At 57.8% G+C, this 16,874-nt stretch carries 16 protein-coding genes; 8 read left to right on the forward strand and 8 right to left on the reverse strand.

Annotated elements, in window-relative coordinates; all coding sequences use genetic code 11:
• Positions 1-64: 64 nt before the first annotated feature.
• The gene (locus FT726_RS05325; RefSeq protein ID WP_088516611.1) at positions 65-412 is read right to left on the reverse strand and encodes an endonuclease domain-containing protein; all 348 of its coding nucleotides are present in this window, start codon (positions 410-412) and stop codon (positions 65-67) included.
• Between the two features lie 151 nt (positions 413-563).
• Here FT726_RS05325 and FT726_RS05330 point away from each other — a divergent pair, with 151 nt between their 5' ends.
• The 5 genes from FT726_RS05330 to sanA all read left to right on the forward strand — a co-directional run bounded on the left by FT726_RS05330 (position 564) and on the right by sanA (position 5,368).
• Positions 564-947, forward strand: a complete 384-nt coding sequence (locus tag FT726_RS05330) for a CidA/LrgA family protein (protein ID WP_346302540.1) — start codon at positions 564-566, stop codon at positions 945-947.
• Entirely contained in the window at positions 940-1,632 is a 693-nt protein-coding gene (locus tag FT726_RS05335; protein ID WP_021509288.1) for a CidB/LrgB family autolysis modulator, read from the forward strand. Before FT726_RS05330 ends, FT726_RS05335 begins: the two co-directional genes overlap by 8 nt.
• A 124-nt stretch (positions 1,633-1,756) precedes the next feature.
• The gene (gene cdd / locus FT726_RS05340; protein WP_346302541.1) at positions 1,757-2,653 is read left to right on the forward strand and encodes a cytidine deaminase; all 897 of its coding nucleotides are present in this window, start codon (positions 1,757-1,759) and stop codon (positions 2,651-2,653) included.
• A gap of 158 nt (positions 2,654-2,811) precedes the next feature.
• Positions 2,812-4,509, forward strand: coding sequence for an NAD-dependent malic enzyme (locus FT726_RS05345; protein ID WP_282996090.1), 1,698 nt, complete (start codon positions 2,812-2,814; stop codon positions 4,507-4,509).
• A 139-nt stretch (positions 4,510-4,648) separates the two neighbouring features.
• Positions 4,649-5,368 carry an outer membrane permeability protein SanA gene (gene sanA, locus FT726_RS05350; RefSeq protein WP_215801088.1) on the forward strand — a complete coding sequence of 240 codons (720 nt, stop codon included), beginning with the start codon at positions 4,649-4,651 and terminating at the stop codon, positions 5,366-5,368.
• Positions 5,369-5,559: 191 nt separating this feature from the next.
• Here sanA and mglC read toward each other — a convergent pair whose 3' ends face one another.
• The 7 genes from mglC to FT726_RS05385 all read right to left on the reverse strand — a co-directional run bounded on the left by mglC (position 5,560) and on the right by FT726_RS05385 (position 13,803).
• A complete protein-coding gene (mglC, locus tag FT726_RS05355) occupies positions 5,560-6,570 on the reverse strand; it encodes a galactose/methyl galactoside ABC transporter permease MglC (protein WP_021509284.1) in 1,011 nt (336 codons plus the stop codon).
• Positions 6,571-6,588: 18 nt separating this feature from the next.
• Positions 6,589-8,109, reverse strand: a complete 1,521-nt coding sequence (gene mglA, locus FT726_RS05360; protein WP_021509283.1) for a galactose/methyl galactoside ABC transporter ATP-binding protein MglA — start codon at positions 8,107-8,109, stop codon at positions 6,589-6,591.
• A 71-nt stretch (positions 8,110-8,180) separates the two neighbouring features.
• Positions 8,181-9,176 carry a galactose/glucose ABC transporter substrate-binding protein MglB gene (mglB, locus tag FT726_RS05365; RefSeq protein WP_021509282.1) on the reverse strand — a complete coding sequence of 332 codons (996 nt, stop codon included), beginning with the start codon at positions 9,174-9,176 and terminating at the stop codon, positions 8,181-8,183.
• 309 nt (positions 9,177-9,485) lie between these two features.
• The gene (gene galS / locus FT726_RS05370) at positions 9,486-10,526 is read right to left on the reverse strand and encodes an HTH-type transcriptional regulator GalS (RefSeq protein ID WP_346302542.1); all 1,041 of its coding nucleotides are present in this window, start codon (positions 10,524-10,526) and stop codon (positions 9,486-9,488) included.
• Positions 10,527-10,667: 141 nt separating this feature from the next.
• Positions 10,668-11,828, reverse strand: a complete 1,161-nt coding sequence (yeiB, locus tag FT726_RS05375) for a DUF418 domain-containing protein YeiB (protein ID WP_159378523.1) — start codon at positions 11,826-11,828, stop codon at positions 10,668-10,670.
• A 54-nt stretch (positions 11,829-11,882) separates the two neighbouring features.
• Positions 11,883-12,548 carry a GTP cyclohydrolase I FolE gene (gene folE, locus FT726_RS05380; RefSeq protein ID WP_021509279.1) on the reverse strand — a complete coding sequence of 222 codons (666 nt, stop codon included), beginning with the start codon at positions 12,546-12,548 and terminating at the stop codon, positions 11,883-11,885.
• 124 nt (positions 12,549-12,672) lie between these two features.
• The gene (locus tag FT726_RS05385) at positions 12,673-13,803 is read right to left on the reverse strand and encodes a YbfB/YjiJ family MFS transporter (RefSeq protein WP_104093090.1); all 1,131 of its coding nucleotides are present in this window, start codon (positions 13,801-13,803) and stop codon (positions 12,673-12,675) included.
• A 103-nt stretch (positions 13,804-13,906) separates the two neighbouring features.
• Here FT726_RS05385 and ptrR point away from each other — a divergent pair, with 103 nt between their 5' ends.
• The 3 genes from ptrR to fghA are packed head-to-tail and all read left to right on the forward strand — an operon-like array spanning position 13,907 to position 16,843.
• Complete coding sequence (ptrR, locus tag FT726_RS05390; protein WP_288421995.1) at positions 13,907-14,818, forward strand: putrescine utilization regulator PtrR; 912 nt, start codon at positions 13,907-13,909, stop codon at positions 14,816-14,818.
• A gap of 45 nt (positions 14,819-14,863) precedes the next feature.
• Positions 14,864-15,988, forward strand: a complete 1,125-nt coding sequence (locus tag FT726_RS05395; RefSeq protein WP_021509276.1) for an S-(hydroxymethyl)glutathione dehydrogenase/class III alcohol dehydrogenase — start codon at positions 14,864-14,866, stop codon at positions 15,986-15,988.
• Positions 15,989-16,000: 12 nt separating this feature from the next.
• On the forward strand, positions 16,001-16,843 hold the full coding sequence (gene fghA, locus FT726_RS05400) for an S-formylglutathione hydrolase (RefSeq protein WP_021509275.1): 843 nt from the start codon (positions 16,001-16,003) through the stop codon (positions 16,841-16,843).
• The last annotated feature ends 31 nt before the right edge of the window (positions 16,844-16,874 follow it).

The following is a 16,874-nucleotide window of genomic DNA, read 5'->3' on the forward strand; positions in this document are numbered from 1 at the left end:
CATAAGACTACCCCCTCTCCCGCCTGCGGGAGAGGGCTGGGGTGAGGGGAAAACCGCACCGCGCTCATCGCGCTAACATCAGGCAGCGATAAATCTCCGCCATCACCGCCTCAAACTCATTAAACACCTGATGATTCCAGAAGCGAATTACGCGCCAGCCGCAGCGCTGTAAATACGCCGTGCGTCGGGCATCGTAAGCCTGATCTTCAGGCGCATTGTGCTGTCCACCATCCAGTTCCACGATTAGCGATCGCTCAACGCAGGCAAAATCAACGATATACCCTCCAACTGGATGCTGGCGGCGAAACTTCGCGCCACACACATTTCGGTTGCGTAAATAACGCCATAGTTTTTGCTCCGCTTGCGGCATCGCCTTTCGCAGCGCGCGCTGAGGTTGCACGGTGTGGTTCATCGCTGCTCCTTCGCTCTGCGCACCAGCTTACGCCGCTTTACTCAGCTTCAAAGCAAAGGTGTTGAAATCCTGAATCTGCATTCCAGTGTGATCGCTAGCACGCTAAGCGCTTAATGCGTATGATGAAGCGCCACGAAAACAGGAGCCTGACATGCCCACCGTGCTATCTGCCTGCTGGCGCTATCTGCGCGCCTTTGCCATCGTCTATGCCGCGCTGTACGCCGGCAACGGCCTTGCCGCCCTGCTGCCATTTACCATTCCCGGCAGCATCCTTGGCATGCTGTTGCTGTTTGCCCTGCTGGCGCTGCAGATTATCCCGGTAACGTGGGTGAAACTCGGCTGTCAGCTGTTGATCCGCTACATGGCGCTGCTGTTTGTACCGATCAGCGTTGGCGTGATGGGCTACACCGATATCCTCAGCGCACAGTTTGGCCCGATTGTCGTCTCCTGCATGGTCAGCACCCTGCTGGTATTACTGATTGTCGGCCTGAGCGCCGAGCGCCTGCAGCGTCCGAAGGAGTCTGGCCATGAGTGACGCCTGGTGGTCACTGCCACTTACCGTAGTGGCGTATCTGCTGGCACGCCGTCTGGCAGCCAGAATCAACCTCTCTATCGTCAATCCGCTGCTGGTAGCCATGGCGATCATTATTCCACTGCTACTGCTGACGCACCTGCCCTACGCGCGCTATTTCGCCGGCAGCGCGCTGCTTAATCAGCTGCTGCAGCCCGCCGTGGTGGCGCTGGCGCTGCCGCTGTATGAGCAGATGCACCAGATTCGCGCGCGCTGGAAAACCATCATTAGCGTCTGTTTTATCGGTAGCATTACCGCCATGGTGTCCGGCACGGCGATCGCGCTGTGGATGGGGGCGACGCCGGAAATCGCAGCCACCATCCTGCCGAAGTCAGTGACCACGCCCATCGCCATGGCAGTGTCGGGCTCGCTACACGGTATTCCGGCCATCAGCGCCATTTGCGTGTTGATTGCTGGCGTGCTGGGCGCGGTGTTTGGTCACATGCTGCTGAATCTGTTTAAAGTGCGCAGCAAGTCATCACGCGGGCTGGCGATTGGCAACGCGTCACATGCGCTCGGCACCGCGCGCGCCGCGGAGATTGACTATCAGGAAGGCGCCTTCAGCTCACTGGCGCTGGTAATCTGCGGCATCATCACCTCGTTACTGGCGCCTTTCATTTTTCCTTTGCTGATGCGCTTACTGGGGTAAAACTTGCGAGAGATCTCGCAAAGTTGAAACAAGCCAATCAGCTTGCATTGTCATAGCGACATGGATCACATATAAACCTTGAGGCGGCGCTTCGCCACTGACGAGTTAATGAGGCCATAACATCATGCATGCACGATTCACTTCCGCTTTCTCTGCCCTGCCCGCTACGCTGCAGAGCGCGCTTCAGCCGCTGCTGGACGCCGCTGATTTTCACGGCGTGCTGCGACCGCAGGAGGTGACTCAGCTGCAACAGGCAACCGGTCTGGATGATGATGCGCTGGCACTCGCACTGCTGCCGATTGCCGCCTGTTGTGCCGTGGCACCGGTTTCGCACTTTAACGTGGGCGCTATTGCGCGCGGCATCACTGGCCACTGGTACTTTGGTGCCAACATGGAGTTTTTACATGCGCCGCTGCAGCAAACGGTCCACGCCGAGCAGAGCGCAGTCACGCATGCCTGGCTGCGGGGCGAAGCGCAGCTGGCGACCATTACCGTCAACTACACGCCGTGCGGGCACTGCCGCCAGTTTATGAATGAACTGAATAGCGGTACGGCGATTCGCATCAGCCTGCCGGGCCGCGCGGTCAGCACGCTGGCCGACTATTTACCGGACGCCTTTGGCCCGGCCGATCTCAATATCAGCGAACGGCTGCTTACCCCCGTCGACCACGGTTTCCTGCCGCAGGGCGATGTGCTGCAGCAGGCCGCGATTGATGCCGCCAGCCACAGCCATGCACCGTACAGCCAGAGTTATAGCGGCGTGGCGGTGCAGAGCCGCAGCGGCCAGATTTACACCGGGCGCTATGCCGAAAATGCCGCCTTTAACCCGAGCCTGCCGCCATTACAGGCCGCGTTGATTCTGATGAATATGCACAACGAAGCGCTGGAGGAGATTCAGCAGGCAGTGCTGGCAGAAAGCGCCGACGCCACGCTGAGCCAGTTTGATGCCACCCGCACCACCCTCGCCGCGCTCGGCTGCAGCAATTTCTCGGTTACTTTAGTTTCGAAACCAACAGTTTAGTGATCCTTTTACCGCTTTTGTGACCTTCTATTAACAAAAGCTGTACATCTGCAGGAATTTTCATAGGATCGGGCGCCAGAACTTCACAATAAACGGGTCTGGCGTTACCTTCTTGCTGGCGACACGTCAGAAAACACTGCAACCGGAGCAAACACTGCATGGAACTCGAGTACGAAAGTAAACGTCCGCTGTATATTCCTTACGCGGGTCCGATCCTGCTGGAATTTCCGCTGTTGAACAAAGGCAGCGCCTTCTCGCTGGAAGAACGTAACGAATTTAACCTCAATGGCCTGCTGCCAGACGCCGTAGAAACCATCGAAGAGCAGGCCGAGCGCGCCTGGCGTCAGTTCCTGGACTTCAAAAACAATAACGACAAGCACGTCTACCTGCGCAACATCCAGGACACCAACGAAACGCTATTCTATCGCTTGCTGGACAACCACCTGGAAGAGATGATGCCGATCATCTACACCCCAACGGTTGGCGCGGCCTGCGAGCACTTCTCAGAAATTTACCGTCGCGCGCGCGGGGTGTTTATCTCCTATAACAACCGCGACCGCATTGAAGACATGCTGCAAAACGCCACCAAGCAGAATGTCAAAGTTATCGTGGTCACCGACGGCGAGCGTATTCTCGGCCTCGGCGATCTGGGCATCGGCGGCATGGGCATTCCTATCGGTAAGCTGTCGCTGTACACCGCGTGTGGTGGCATCAGCCCGGCCTACACCCTGCCGGTGGTGCTGGATGTCGGCACCAATAATCAGCAACTGCTGAACGATCCGCTCTACATGGGCTGGCGCCATCCGCGCATCACCGGCGAAGAGTACGAAGCCTTCGTTGATGAATTCATTCAGGCGGTGAAGCGCCGCTGGCCAAACGTGCTGCTGCAGTTTGAAGATTTCGCGCAGAAAAACGCCATGCCGCTGCTGGAGCGTTACCGCGATGAGATCTGCTGCTTCAATGACGATATTCAGGGCACGGCCGCTGTCACGGTGGGCACGCTGATCGCCGCCAGCCGCGCTGCAGGCAGCCGTCTGTGCGAGCAGAAAGTGGTGTTCCTCGGTGCCGGTTCCGCCGGCTGCGGTATTGCCGAGCAGATCGTCGCACAGATGAAATCCGAAGGCCTGAGCGATGATGAAGCGCGCGCGCGCGTGATGATGGTAGACCGTTTCGGCCTGCTCACTGACAAATTGCCTAACCTGCTCGATTTCCAGAGCAAGCTGGTGCAGAAGAGCGACAATCTGAAAGACTGGGACGTGACCAGCGATTCGATTTCACTGCTCGACGTGGTGCGCAATGCCCGGCCGGATATCCTGATCGGCGTTTCCGGCCAGCCGGGACTGTTCACCGAAGAGATCATTCGCGAGATGCACAAGCACTGCAAACGCCCGATCGTGATGCCGCTCTCGAACCCGACCTCACGCGTGGAAGCAACGCCGGCAGATATCATCGCCTGGACCGACGGTGACGCGCTGGTCGCCACCGGCAGCCCGTTTGCACCGGTCACCTGGAAAGGCAAAACCTACCCGATTGCCCAGTGCAACAACTCCTATATCTTCCCGGGTATCGGTCTCGGCGTGATCGCTGCCGGTGCCACCCGCGTAACGGACTCGATGCTGATGACCGCCAGCCGCGCGCTGGCTGACTGCTCACCGCTGGTTAACGACGGTGAAGGTCCGGTGCTGCCTGAGATTAAGGACATCCAGGGCGTCTCCAAAGTGATCGCCATGGAAGTGGGCAAAGCGGCGCAGCTGGCGGGCGTGGCGGTGGTTACCTCCGAGGACGTACTGTCGAAAGCCATCAACAACAACTTCTGGCTGCCGCAGTATCGTTACTATCGACGTACCTCGATTTAATTGCAGACCGACGCTGCCGCACGCTTCAGGTGCGGCAGCGCTTAAAAAAACGCCAGCCGACCGGCGCGAACTTGCTTAGCCGTGCCGCCTCAAGTAGCCTTGACCCATCTGAATTTTCGTCAACCGAGTGCCCGTGCGCATATTTAAACGCGTTTTCTTTGGTCTGTTTATCATCATCTTACTGGTGATGGCGACCGCGCTCGGCCTCGATCGCTGGATTAGCTGGCGAACCGCGCCGTTTATTTATGAAGATGTCGCTTCGCTGCCGCATCGTCAGGTCGGCGTGGTGCTGGGCACCGCCAAGTATTACCGCACCGGCGTCATCAATCAGTACTACCTGTATCGCATTCAGGGCGCGCTCAACGCTTACAACAGCGGCAAGGTGAATTATCTGCTGCTGAGCGGCGATAATGCGCTGCAGAGCTACAACGAACCGATGACCATGCGACGCGATTTGATCAAAGCCGGCGTCGATCCCTCAGACATCGTGCTGGATTATGCCGGTTTCCGTACGCTGGATTCGATTGTGCGCACACGCAAAGTCTTCGACACCAACGACTTCATCATCATTACCCAGCGCTTCCACTGCGAACGCGCACTGTATATCGCCCAGCATCTGGGCATTCAGGCGCAGTGCTACGCCGTGCCGTCGCCCAAGAATATGCTGTCGGTGCGGTTCCGCGAGGTGGGTGCGCGTCTCGGTGCGCTGGCGGATCTCTATCTGATGAAGCGCGAGCCGCGTTTCCTTGGCCCGCTGGTGCCGATTCCGGCGGTGCATGAAGTGCCTGAAGATGCGCAGAGCTACCCGGCGGTCACACCGGAACAGTTGCTCGAGCTGGAAGAGAAGCTGCGGAAATAACCGGCGAGAGGGCAGCAGCCGGATCTGACGTTGGCAAGTTAAGCAGGATCGCGGCGATGCTGCCGGTGCGCATCAATGCGCACCCTACAAAATACCGGCCATCCCCTGCAAGTCTCACCGCTATCCTTATTGTGCAATAAAAACAAAAAGGGCCGCGTTGCCGCAGCCCTGATGGTTAAACTTGTTCTCTGCTATTTCTTGCGCGCGTATTTCAGCGAATCAAGCGCCACAGCGAAGATGATGATGCCGCCCTTGATGATGTACTGCCAGTACGGGTTCACGCCGATGTAGGTCAGACCGTAGTTGATGACGGTGAAGATGATCACACCGGTCACCACACCCGCGACGGTACCTACCCCGCCGGCGAACGACACGCCGCCCACCACGCAGGCCGCAATCGCATCCAGCTCATACATAAAGCCGAGGTTGTTGGTGGCGCTGCCGATACGGCCCGCTTCCAGCATCCCGCCGAAGGCATAGAACACGCCGGACAGCGCATACACCAGGATCAGGTTAAGCGGAACGTTAACGCCAGAGACTTTCGCCGCTTCCGGGTTACCGCCAATAGCAAAAATGTTTTTGCCGAAGCGGGTTTTATTCCACAGGATCCAGACGAACACGATGGCGATAATCGCGTAGAAGGTGATAAACGACAGCTTGAAGTCGCCGAAGCGCAGGAAGCCCTGGGCAAACTTCGAGAAGCCAGCGTCAAAACCGGCAATCGGTGAAGCGCCCACGAAGTCGTAGTACAGCGAGTTGATGCCGTAAACGATGATCATGGTGCCCAGCGTGGTGATAAACGGCGTCACCTTCAGGTAAGCAATGATCACGCCATTAACCAGACCAATCACGCCACCGATGATGCACACGGTCAGAATCACCAGCGGAATCGGCACGGTTTCCAGATGCGGGAACACCTTGTTGGCGTTATCCATCGACTGCAGCAGCGTTGCTGCCACCACCGCCGCCAGACCCACCTGGCGCCCTGCCGACAGGTCGGTGCCCTGGGTCACGATCAGACCGGCTACGCCGAGTGCGATAATAATACGGACCGATGACTGAGTCAGAATGTTACTCAGGTTCATCAGGCTTAAAAAGGTCGGATCCTGGAAAATAATAATCGCCAGCAGTACCAACAGGACAACATAAATGCCGCCCTCTTTTAACCAGGTTAGCGCATTCTTTTTAGTAGTCGCTTTCATGTTAAAGCCCTTGCTTCATTAAAGGTGTAATGACGCTAAACGCAGGATTTCATTCTGCGAGGTCGTTTTAGTATCGACAATGCCCGCTACCTGACCATTACTCATTACTAAAATACGGTCGGTAATGCCCAGCAGCTCTGGCATTTCAGAAGAGATAATAATGATGCCCTTTTCTTTTTTCGCCAGCTCCGAGATCAGCTGATAAATCTCGAATTTAGCGCCGACGTCAATACCGCGCGTCGGTTCATCAAGCATCAGTATTTCCGGCTGCGTCAATAACCAGCGACCAATAATGACTTTTTGCTGGTTACCGCCGGAGAGCGATCCAATTTGGGTATGATGGCCGGGTGTTTTCACCCGCATGGCATCAATGACCCACTGGGTATCGCTTTTCATGCGTTTATTATCCAGCAGACCCATACTGGATTTATATTTCTTGATATTAGAAATGAGCGAGTTAAAGCCAATATCCAGGTAGGCATAAATCCCGGTGGAACGCCGCTCTTCCGTCACCAGCGCAAAACCATGGTTGATGGCTTCGTTGGCGCTGTGGTTATTAATTGCTTTACCGTGCAGTTTAATGGTGCCACCCGACTTCTCACGGATACCAAATAAGGTTTCCACAATGTCAGTACGCTTGGCGCCCACCAGGCCGGCAATCCCGAGAATCTCGCCTTTGTGCAGATCAAACGAGATATCACGGATCGATGGCTGGCGCAGCGAGGTCAGATTGCGCACCTCCAGAATCACTTCACCCGGCACGTTAGTTTTGTCCGGGAAGCGCTGGTTGAGTGAACGGCCGACCATCATGGCGATGATCTTGTCCATGTCCAGCCCTTCCAGCGGCTGGGTGGCAATCCACTGGCCGTCACGCAGAATGGTGATCTCATCGCACAGCTGGAAAATCTCTTCCATTTTATGCGAAATATAAACAATACCGCAGCCGCGATCTTTCAGCTTACGGATAATGGTGAACAGGTGGTTAACTTCTTTTTCGGTCAGCGATGACGTGGGCTCATCCATAATGACGATTTTCGCGTCATAGGAAAACGCCTTGGCGATTTCAATCATCTGCATTTGCGATACCGAAAGCGTCGCGACTTTATCACGCGGATCGATATCAATATCTAATTCATCAAAGATCGCTTTGGTATCACGATACATTTTATCCTGATCGACAAACGGCCCTTTGCGCGGATAGCGCCCCAGCCACATGTTGTCCATCACGTTGCGCTGCAGCACCAGATTTAATTCCTGATGCACCATTGAAACGCCATTTTCCAGCGCCTCTTTGGAGGATTTGTAATCTATTTCCTCACCCTGAAACAGGATGCTCCCCGTATCCTTTTTATAAATCCCAAACAGGCATTTTAATAAAGTGGATTTTCCGGCGCCGTTTTCACCCATTAAGGCATGGACGGAGTGCGGCCGCACTTTTAAATTCACATTATCTAAGGCTTTCACCCCTGGAAATGATTTCGAGACATTCGTCATCTCCAGCAGATATTCTCGCTGTGTGGTCGGATTCTCACTGGCCATAATTTACCTGGCTAAAAAAAGCGTTGGTCAGATGCAATAAGGCGCGGCAGAAAAGCCGCGCCCGGGACGAATTACTTCACAAACTGCGACAGGTTTTCTTTATCAACCGGTACGTACGGTACGCGTACGACTTTGCCATCCATCTTGAAGTTGGTACCTGCGGTTGGCTCTTTGCCATTGGCCAGGTTGTTAGCAATGTCCAGCGTGGCTTTCGCCTGGTTTTCCGCATCGTTCAGCACGGTACCGGCCATCGCACCGGATTTCACCAGCGCCAGCGCTTCTGGCAGGGCGTCAACACCAAATACCGGAATGCTGGTTTTGTTGTGCGCCTTCAGCGCTTCAACCGCACCCATCGCCATCGCATCGTTGTTCGCGATGATTACTTCAATTTTGTTGGCGTTCGGGCCAGACAGCCAGGCGTCCACTTTGTCTTTCGCCTGCGCGGTATCCCACATTGCAGTATCCATCGCCAGCTGCTGGGTTTTGATGCCGTCTTTGTTCAGGGTTTCGATAACGTATTTGGTACGCGCTTCGGCATCCGGATGGCCCGGTTCACCTTTCAGCAGCACGAACTGAATCTGACCGTCTTTGTTCAGATCCCAGGCTGGCGTGGCTTTCCAGTGTTTCTCGATCAGCTCACCCTGCTTGATGCCGGACTCTTTGGAGTCGGTACCGACATAGTAAGCTTTGTCGTAGCTGGCCAGCACTTTCGCGTTAGGCTCTTTGTTGAAGAACACCACCGGCACGTCGTTCGAGCGCGCTTTGTCGATCACCACTGCCGCAGCAGCCGGATCCACCAGGTTGATAGCCAGCGCTTTCACGCCTTTCGCCATCAGCACGTCAATCTGGTCGTTCTGTTTGGATTGGTCGTTCTGTGAGTCGTTCATCAGCAGCTGAATGCCGCCAACGGCTTTCGCCTCTTTTTCGATGTCTTTGCGCACCATCGACATGAAGTTGTCGTCATATTTATAAATTGTCACGCCAATGCGGGTATCGGCGGCGTGCGCAGTTGCACCAAACATCATGCTGGCAACCAGTGCTGTGAGCGTGAAAACCTTCTTATTCATGGTATCTCCGGTTTTTTTATGCAGGGTATTTCATCGCGCCGTATTGCCTGCGGGCAGACAGCGCAGTCGGTTGAAACGCTATTTTTTTATGGGGCAGGCGCTGCTACCAAGCCGGACCACCATCGCTATCCTGACTTCCCTGTAGGTAAACGCTTCCTGAAGTGTGTTGTGAACCATTTCAATCGGCTACTGAAACCAGACCGGGGAAGGAAAGCCCGGCGTTACATAATGTTTCAGTCCGGTAAGACGCTGCCATCATAGTGAGCGCCATGTTAATTAACTGTGAATACAATCACAGATTGGAAACGGTTACACGGCGCTATCGCCTGAATTAGTGACCGACTCCACAGTTTGCCGCTGCGCCACCGAATGGCGCCGCACCAGCGTAGGCATGAAGCAGTGCGCGGCGTGCGGATCGAGCGTGCCTGCTGCGCCCTGCAGGGCCAGCTCAGTCGCCAGTTTCGCCATAGAAACAATGGGATAGCGCACCGTGGTCAATTGCGGGTCGGTGTAACGGGAAATGGGGATGTCATCGAAGCCGATGACAGAGAAATGCTGCGGCACCTGAATACCGTTATCTTTCAGCGCGGTGAGCGCACCGGCCGCCATGCCATCGTTATAGGAGAACACCGCAGTGAGGTGCAGATTGCGCCCCAGCAGCTCCACCATCGCGGCTTCACCGCCCTGCATGTCCGGTTCGGCATGCGCAATCCAGCCCTCCGGCGGGCGGATGCCCTGCTCCGCCAGCGCCTGCAGCCAGCCGTCGCGGCGCTGCGCCACGTCCTCAATCGGATGGCTGGAGCTGAGGTAACCAATGCGCTGATGGCCCTGCTGTAACAGCATGCGCGTCGCTACCTGCGCCCCGGTAACATTGTCGAGGCAGACGCAGCGGTGCTCGTAACCGGGAATAGTACGATTAATCAGGACCATACCGGGAACCTGATCCATAAACCGGGCCAGCTCCGCGTCTGTAAGCGTTTTCGCGTGCACCACCAGCGCGTTGCAGCGCTGGCGGATCAGCACCTCAATGGCATGGCGTTCTTTCTCTTCCTGATGCCACGAATTGCTGATGAGCACATGCTTGTGCATGCGCTGCGCCACGGTATCCACCGCTTTAACCAGCGCACCAAAGAAGGGATCGGAAACGTCCATGACCACCACGCCGATGGTATCGCTCACCTGGGTAGCCAGCGCCTGCGCGTTAGCATTCGGCCGGTAGCCGAGCAATTCAACCGCCTGCAGCACGGCTTCGCGGGTATCAGAGGTGACTGCACTGCTGTTATTGAGCACCCGCGACACGGTGGCAACGGAAACCCCGGCCTGACGGGCGACATCACGAATCGTTATCATGCAGTTGTTCCACAGAGGAGAAAATGCGCGACTGGCGCGTAACGGCGCTATTCTGTCAGGGCATCGGAAACAGCTGCGTGAATTACGTCACACGGATGAAAACGGTTACATACAATTATGCAACCTTTGTGATGAACATCATTATCTGCCGGCGGACGCGTTATCCGCTTTTCCGGCGGCGAGCTGCGTCAGTCGGCGCCAGAGCCACTCCATCGGTCCCTGCGGGAAGACGCGCAGCCACAGCACGGAGAACAGAATATTGACCAGCCAGATGGCCGGTACAAAAGCCAGTAGCTGCAGGCGGTCAAATTTGAGGAACAGATCGAAGCGGTAGAACAGCGTGGTGCAGATCAGCGTCTGCAGCAGATAATTGCTCAGCGCCATGCGCCCGACGCACTGAATGGCGTAACTGATCCGCGTGGCGGCAATGGCCGGCCAGTAACCAAGACAGAGTGCAGCGTAGCCAAGGCTGATAAACGGACTGGCGAGGTCGCGTGGCACCTGCAGGAAAAAGCCGCTCCAGCGAAATTCCCACTGTAGCAGCCACTGTGCCAGCACGCCGGGTATGGCAATCAGCCAGCCGATGGTCAGTAACAGCGCCGCCGCGCGTCGGTAGTGTTGCAGACTAAACTGGCCGCTCAGCCAGCCGCTGCGCATCAACGCGGCACCGATCAGCATCAGCCCGGCCAGCTGCCAGCCATACTGCGAAGCCAGCGCCATCAGGCCGGATGACAGGTGTTCGAGGCGATTCTGCACCGCTTCCCAGCCGCCGACCAGTTTCCAGTAGCTCTCATACTCCAGATCTGCCGCGCCCGGCAGCCACGAACGCGTCGGCTGCGGACTGGAGATGACGCCAAACACCAGCAGCACGGCACAGCCCACCAGATAGAGCAGCACGCCGGTATGTAATAGCGCCCGCTCCGACGGCACATCACGCAGCATGCGCCAGACAATCAACCCAATCAGGCCATAATCCAGCAGGATGTCGCCTTCCCACAGGAACACCGCGTGGATGAACCCGATGAAGACCAGCAGCGTTAAGCGTGAGGAGATCCAGCGGCTGCCGCGCGGCACCTGCAGTGCCAGTCCGGCACCAAACAGCAGCGCAAACAGCGTCAGGAATTTTAGCTGCGCCAGGCCATCCATGATTGCCCAGGTCCAGGCATCAGAAACGGAGGCTTCACCCTGCCAGGCCGGATTGAGATAGGCCGCCGAGGGCAGACCAAAGCCGACGATATTCAGCAGCAATATGCCGAGAATGGCGCAACCACGAATGAAATCCAGCGCGAGATAGCGTTGCATCGAGTGCCCTGACGGTGAGAGGAACACGGGCGACAACGACGCCGCCCGCGCTGCTTAGCTGTGGCGTACCGCGCGCAGGAACTCCTGACGCGTGTTCTGGCTCGATTTGAACAATCCGCCGAGTGAAGTGGTGGTGGTCGCGCTGGTCGCATCTTTGACGCCGCGCGCTTTCACGCAGTAGTGCACCGCATCGATCGACACCGCCACGTTATTGGTGCCCAGCAGGGTTTGCAGCGCCACCAGCACCTGCTGGGTTAAACGCTCCTGCACCTGCGGACGCTGGGCGAAGAACTGTACGATACGGTTGATCTTCGACAGGCCAATCACCTTGTCTTTAGGGATATAGGCCACGGTGGCTTTGCCGTCGATGATCACGAAGTGGTGTTCACAGGTGCTGGTCAGGGTGATATCACGCACGGTGACCATTTCATCCACCTTCATCTTGTTTTCGATGACGGTGATTTTCGGGAAGTTGGCGTAATCCAGACCTGAAAAGATTTCGTCGACGTACATCTTGGCGATGCGGTGCGGCGTCTCCATCAGGCTGTCGTCTTCCAGGTCCAGATTCAGCAGCTGCATAATCTGGGTCATGTGGCCGGCGATCTCGCGCTTGCGTGACGCGTCGTCCATGTCGCGCACCGGGGCGCGTAATGGCGTTTCCAGGCCACGCGCCAGCAGTGCTTCGTGAACCAGGGCGGCTTCCTGACTTAAGGTGCTCATCGTACTCTTCTCCGGCAGGTGATGCGCCCGCAGGTCTGCGCCTGCGGGGGAAATTCTGAGCGCGTATTGTGAAACACAACGCGCGCTTAATCCAGCAATCAATCCGATTGGAGATGAAAGCGTTTCAGGTGGGCGATCGCCGCATCACCAGCGCCCCCGCCAGCAGCAACCCGCCTCCGGCCACCCACAGCGCCGGATCGAGCCGGTGCCACAGCAGGCTGGAAATCCAGGACAGCAGCGGTCCACCGAGCTGTCCGATGGCATAACCGGTTGTGAGCAGGCCGGCGAGATAGCGCGCGTGGTGCGGCGCCAGCTCCCGGCTGTACTGCAGCGACAGCTGCACCACGCAGAGAAAGCCGCCGCCAATCAGCAGCGCCGCCAGCAGCAGACCGTTGATGCCCGGCAGTACGATGGCCGCGATTACGCCCAGCGCCTGCGCCCACAGCACCAGCGCCAGCCGCCGATGGCTGCTGCCCCAGTGGCGCGTCACGATCCCCAGCACGATGCCGATCACCGCCGCGCCGCCAAACACCGGCCAGACAAACTGCGCAAAAGCGCTATCAGGGAAGCGCGCCGCCGCCATTTGCGACAGGAAGGTGGCGGGCAGAATATAGCCAAAGCCGGCGAGGCTGTAGCTGAGGATCAGACGCTTCAGGTCACGCGTCAGCAGCAGCGGCTCAGCGGCCTGTTGCGGGCGATGCAGCTGTCCGCTGCGCGGCAGGAAACGCGCAATCGCGGCAATCAGCAGCAGCGCCAGCACACCGTACGCCGCCCAGGCAAACGCCGCGCTCACGCCGCTGGCGTGCAGCATTACCGCCAGCATGCCGCTGATGAAGATGCCGGTGCCGGGACCGGCAAACACCGCTGCCGACAGGCCCGGCCGGCCGTGATGCAGCAGTTGCTCATTGCTCCATGCTGCCACCAGCACCATTGCCCAGCCGCTGGCGACACCGATCAGGAAACGCACCACCGCATGCAGCCACGGCCCGCTGATACAGGCGGACAGCAACGTCAGCGCGACGGCACCCCAGACGCCCAGCTGCAGCCGCCACTCCACGCGCCGCTGCGCACGCATCGCGTCAAACGATCCGGCCAGATAACCGAGATAGTTCAGCGCGGCGACCAGGCTGGCGCTGGCGAGCGTGAGCTGACCGTCGTGAATCATCAGCGGCACCTGCGGGGTAAACGCAAATCGCCCAATCCCCATTGCAACCACTAAACTTAAAAACGCGCTAAGCGCGACTCGCCACGCCATTCTGACTCCGGATCGATTGGATTATCACTTGTCAGCAGCATGCATGACGTTTAGACTCACGAAAAGTGAATAATATTAACCAAGTTGTTTACGAGAAGAGAATATGGATTTAGTACAGCTCCGCATGTTCTGTTCCGTGGCCGAAACCGGCTCACTGGCGCGCGCCGCCGAAATGCTGCATCGCGTGCCGTCTAATCTCACCACGCGACTGCGACAGCTGGAAGAAGAAATCGGCGTCGATCTGTTTATTCGTGAGAAGCAGCGCATTCGTTTGTCGCCGATGGGCCACAATTTCCTCAATTATGCGCAGCGCATTCTGGCATTGAGCGACGAGGCGCTGAACATGGCGCGCGCCGGTGAACCCGGTGGTAACTTTGCCTTCGGTTCGATGGAGAGCACCGCCGCCACCCGCCTGCCGGGATTGCTGGCCGCCTATCATCAGCGCTTCCCCAACGTCGCGCTGTCACTGGTGACCGGCACCTCAGGCGATATCATCGATAAAGTGCGCGCCGGCACGCTGGCGGCGGCGCTGGTGGACGGTCCGGCCAGTCATGACGATCTGAATGGCTGCATTGCCTTTCGTGAAGAGATGGTGCTGATCACCAGCCTCGAACACGCGCCGATTCACAGCGCCCGCGATACGCAGGGCGATACGCTGTTTGCCTTTGGCAACAGCTGCTCGTACCGCACCCGGCTGGAGTCCTGGTATCGCGACAGCCAGAGCGCACCGCACAGCGTTATGGAGATTCAGTCTTATCACGCCATGGTCGCCTGCGTAGCCGGTGGCGGCGGCGTGGCGATGATTCCCGCCTCGGTGCTGGCGCAGATGCCGGCCCGCGCGCGCGTGCAGCAGCACAGCCTGCCGCCGACCTGGCGCGACACGGCCACCTGGCTGATGTGGCGCCGCGACGCCTTTACGCCCAACGTTGAGGCGCTGAAGTATCTGATTATTGAAATGTTTGATGACCGCCCGCTCAACGATGAACTGCTGCATCCGCTGCAGACCGCTGAGTAAGCGTTATTTTTTATCCAATCACGACATCACAGGAAGAGGGATTGCATGAACATGATTAAAACCCGCGCGGCCGTGGCCTGGGCTGCTGGCGAACCGCTGAAGATTGAAGAAGTGGATCTGATGCCGCCACAGAAAGGGGAAGTGCTGGTGCGCATCGTTGCCACCGGCGTGTGCCATACCGATGCTTACACCTTGTCAGGTAAAGATCCGGAAGGCGTATTCCCGGCGATCCTCGGTCACGAAGGTGGCGGCGTGGTTGAAGCGGTGGGCGAAGGCGTTACCAGCGTCGCGGTCGGCGATCACGTGATCCCGCTGTACACGCCAGAGTGCGGCAAGTGTAAATTCTGTCTCTCCGGCAAAACCAACCTGTGTCAGGCAATCCGCACCACGCAGGGCAAAGGGCTGATGCCCGACGGCACCACCCGCTTCTTCAAAGACGGCAAGCCAATCTTCCATTACATGGGCACCTCGACCTTCTCTGAGTACACCGTCGTACCGGAAATCTCCCTGGCGAAAATCAGCAAAGAAGCGCCGCTGGAAGAAGTGTGCCTGCTTGGCTGTGGCGTGACCACCGGCATGGGCGCGGTGATGAACACCGCCAAAGTGAAAGAAGGCGACACCGTAGCGATTTTCGGCCTCGGCGGTATTGGCCTGTCGGCGATCATTGGGGCGAAAATGGCCAAGGCCGGTCGCATCATCGGTATTGATATCAACACCAGCAAGTTTGACCTGGCGCGCAAACTGGGCGCGACCGACCTGGTTAATCCGAAAGATTTTGCTAAGCCAATTCAGGAGGTTATCGTTGAGATGACCGACGGCGGCGTGGACTTCTCGTTTGAGTGTATCGGTAACGTCAACGTGATGCGTTCCGCGCTGGAGTGCTGCCATAAAGGCTGGGGCGAATCAGTGATTATCGGCGTTGCCGGTGCCGGCGAAGAGATTTCTACCCGGCCGTTCCAGCTGGTCACCGGACGCGTATGGCGCGGGTCGGCGTTTGGCGGCGTGAAAGGACGCACTCAGCTGCCGGGCATCGTGCAGGATTACCTCGACGGTAAGTTTGCGCTGAATGATTTCATCACCCACACCATGCCGCTGGAAGAGATCAACGAGGCATTTGAGCTGATGCATGAAGGCAAATCGATCCGTTCCGTGGTGCATTTTAATAAATAAGCAGGAGGCGACATGGCATCCACTCTGGAGCTGCTGGAAGAACACCGTATTTTTGGCGGCTGGCAGCAGCGCTGGCGTCATCAGTCCGCCGTGCTCAACTGCCCGATGACGTTCAGCATTTTTCTGCCACCGCCGCGCGACGACGCGCCACCGCCGGTGGTGTGGTTTCTCGCCGGGCTGACCTGCAACGATGAGAACTTCACCACCAAAGCCGGTGCGCAGCGCGTGGCGGCCGAACTCGGTCTGGTGCTGATTATGCCGGACACCAGTCCGCGCGGCGATGCAGTGGCCAATGACAGCGGGTACGATCTGGGCCAGGGTGCCGGGTTTTATCTCAACGCCACGCAGCAACCGTGGGCGGCACATTATCGCATGTTCGATTATCTCAGCGAGGAGCTGCCGGCACTGGTGGCGGATAACTTCAAGCTGAGCGATCGCCAGTCGGTAATGGGACATTCGATGGGCGGCCACGGCGCGCTGGTGCTGGCGCTGCGCCTCGGCGGGCGCTTTGCGTCGGCGTCCGCGTTTGCGCCAATCGTCAACCCGACCGAAGTGCCGTGGGGACAGAAAGCCTTTGCCGCCTATCTGGGCGACGATCGCCAGACGTGGCGCGAGTGGGATAGCTGCCTGCTGATGCAGAACGCTGAACATCGCCTGCCAGTGCTGATCGATCAGGGCGATAGCGATCAGTTCCTCGCCGATCAGCTACGCCCGGAGCGGCTGGAAGCAGTGGCGCGCGAGCAGAACTTCCCGCTGGAGCTGCGTATCCAGCCGGGGTATGACCACAGCTACTTCTTTATCGCCAGCTTCGTGGAGGACCATCTGCGGTTCCACGCGCAGCATTTACTGGCGTAATGCACTTCTCTGCCCCTCTGATGCTGAGGGG

Origin of the sequence: Pantoea sp. Morm (assembly GCF_016643525.1) — a bacterium.
GTDB lineage: Bacteria > Pseudomonadota > Gammaproteobacteria > Enterobacterales > Enterobacteriaceae > Pantoea > Pantoea dispersa.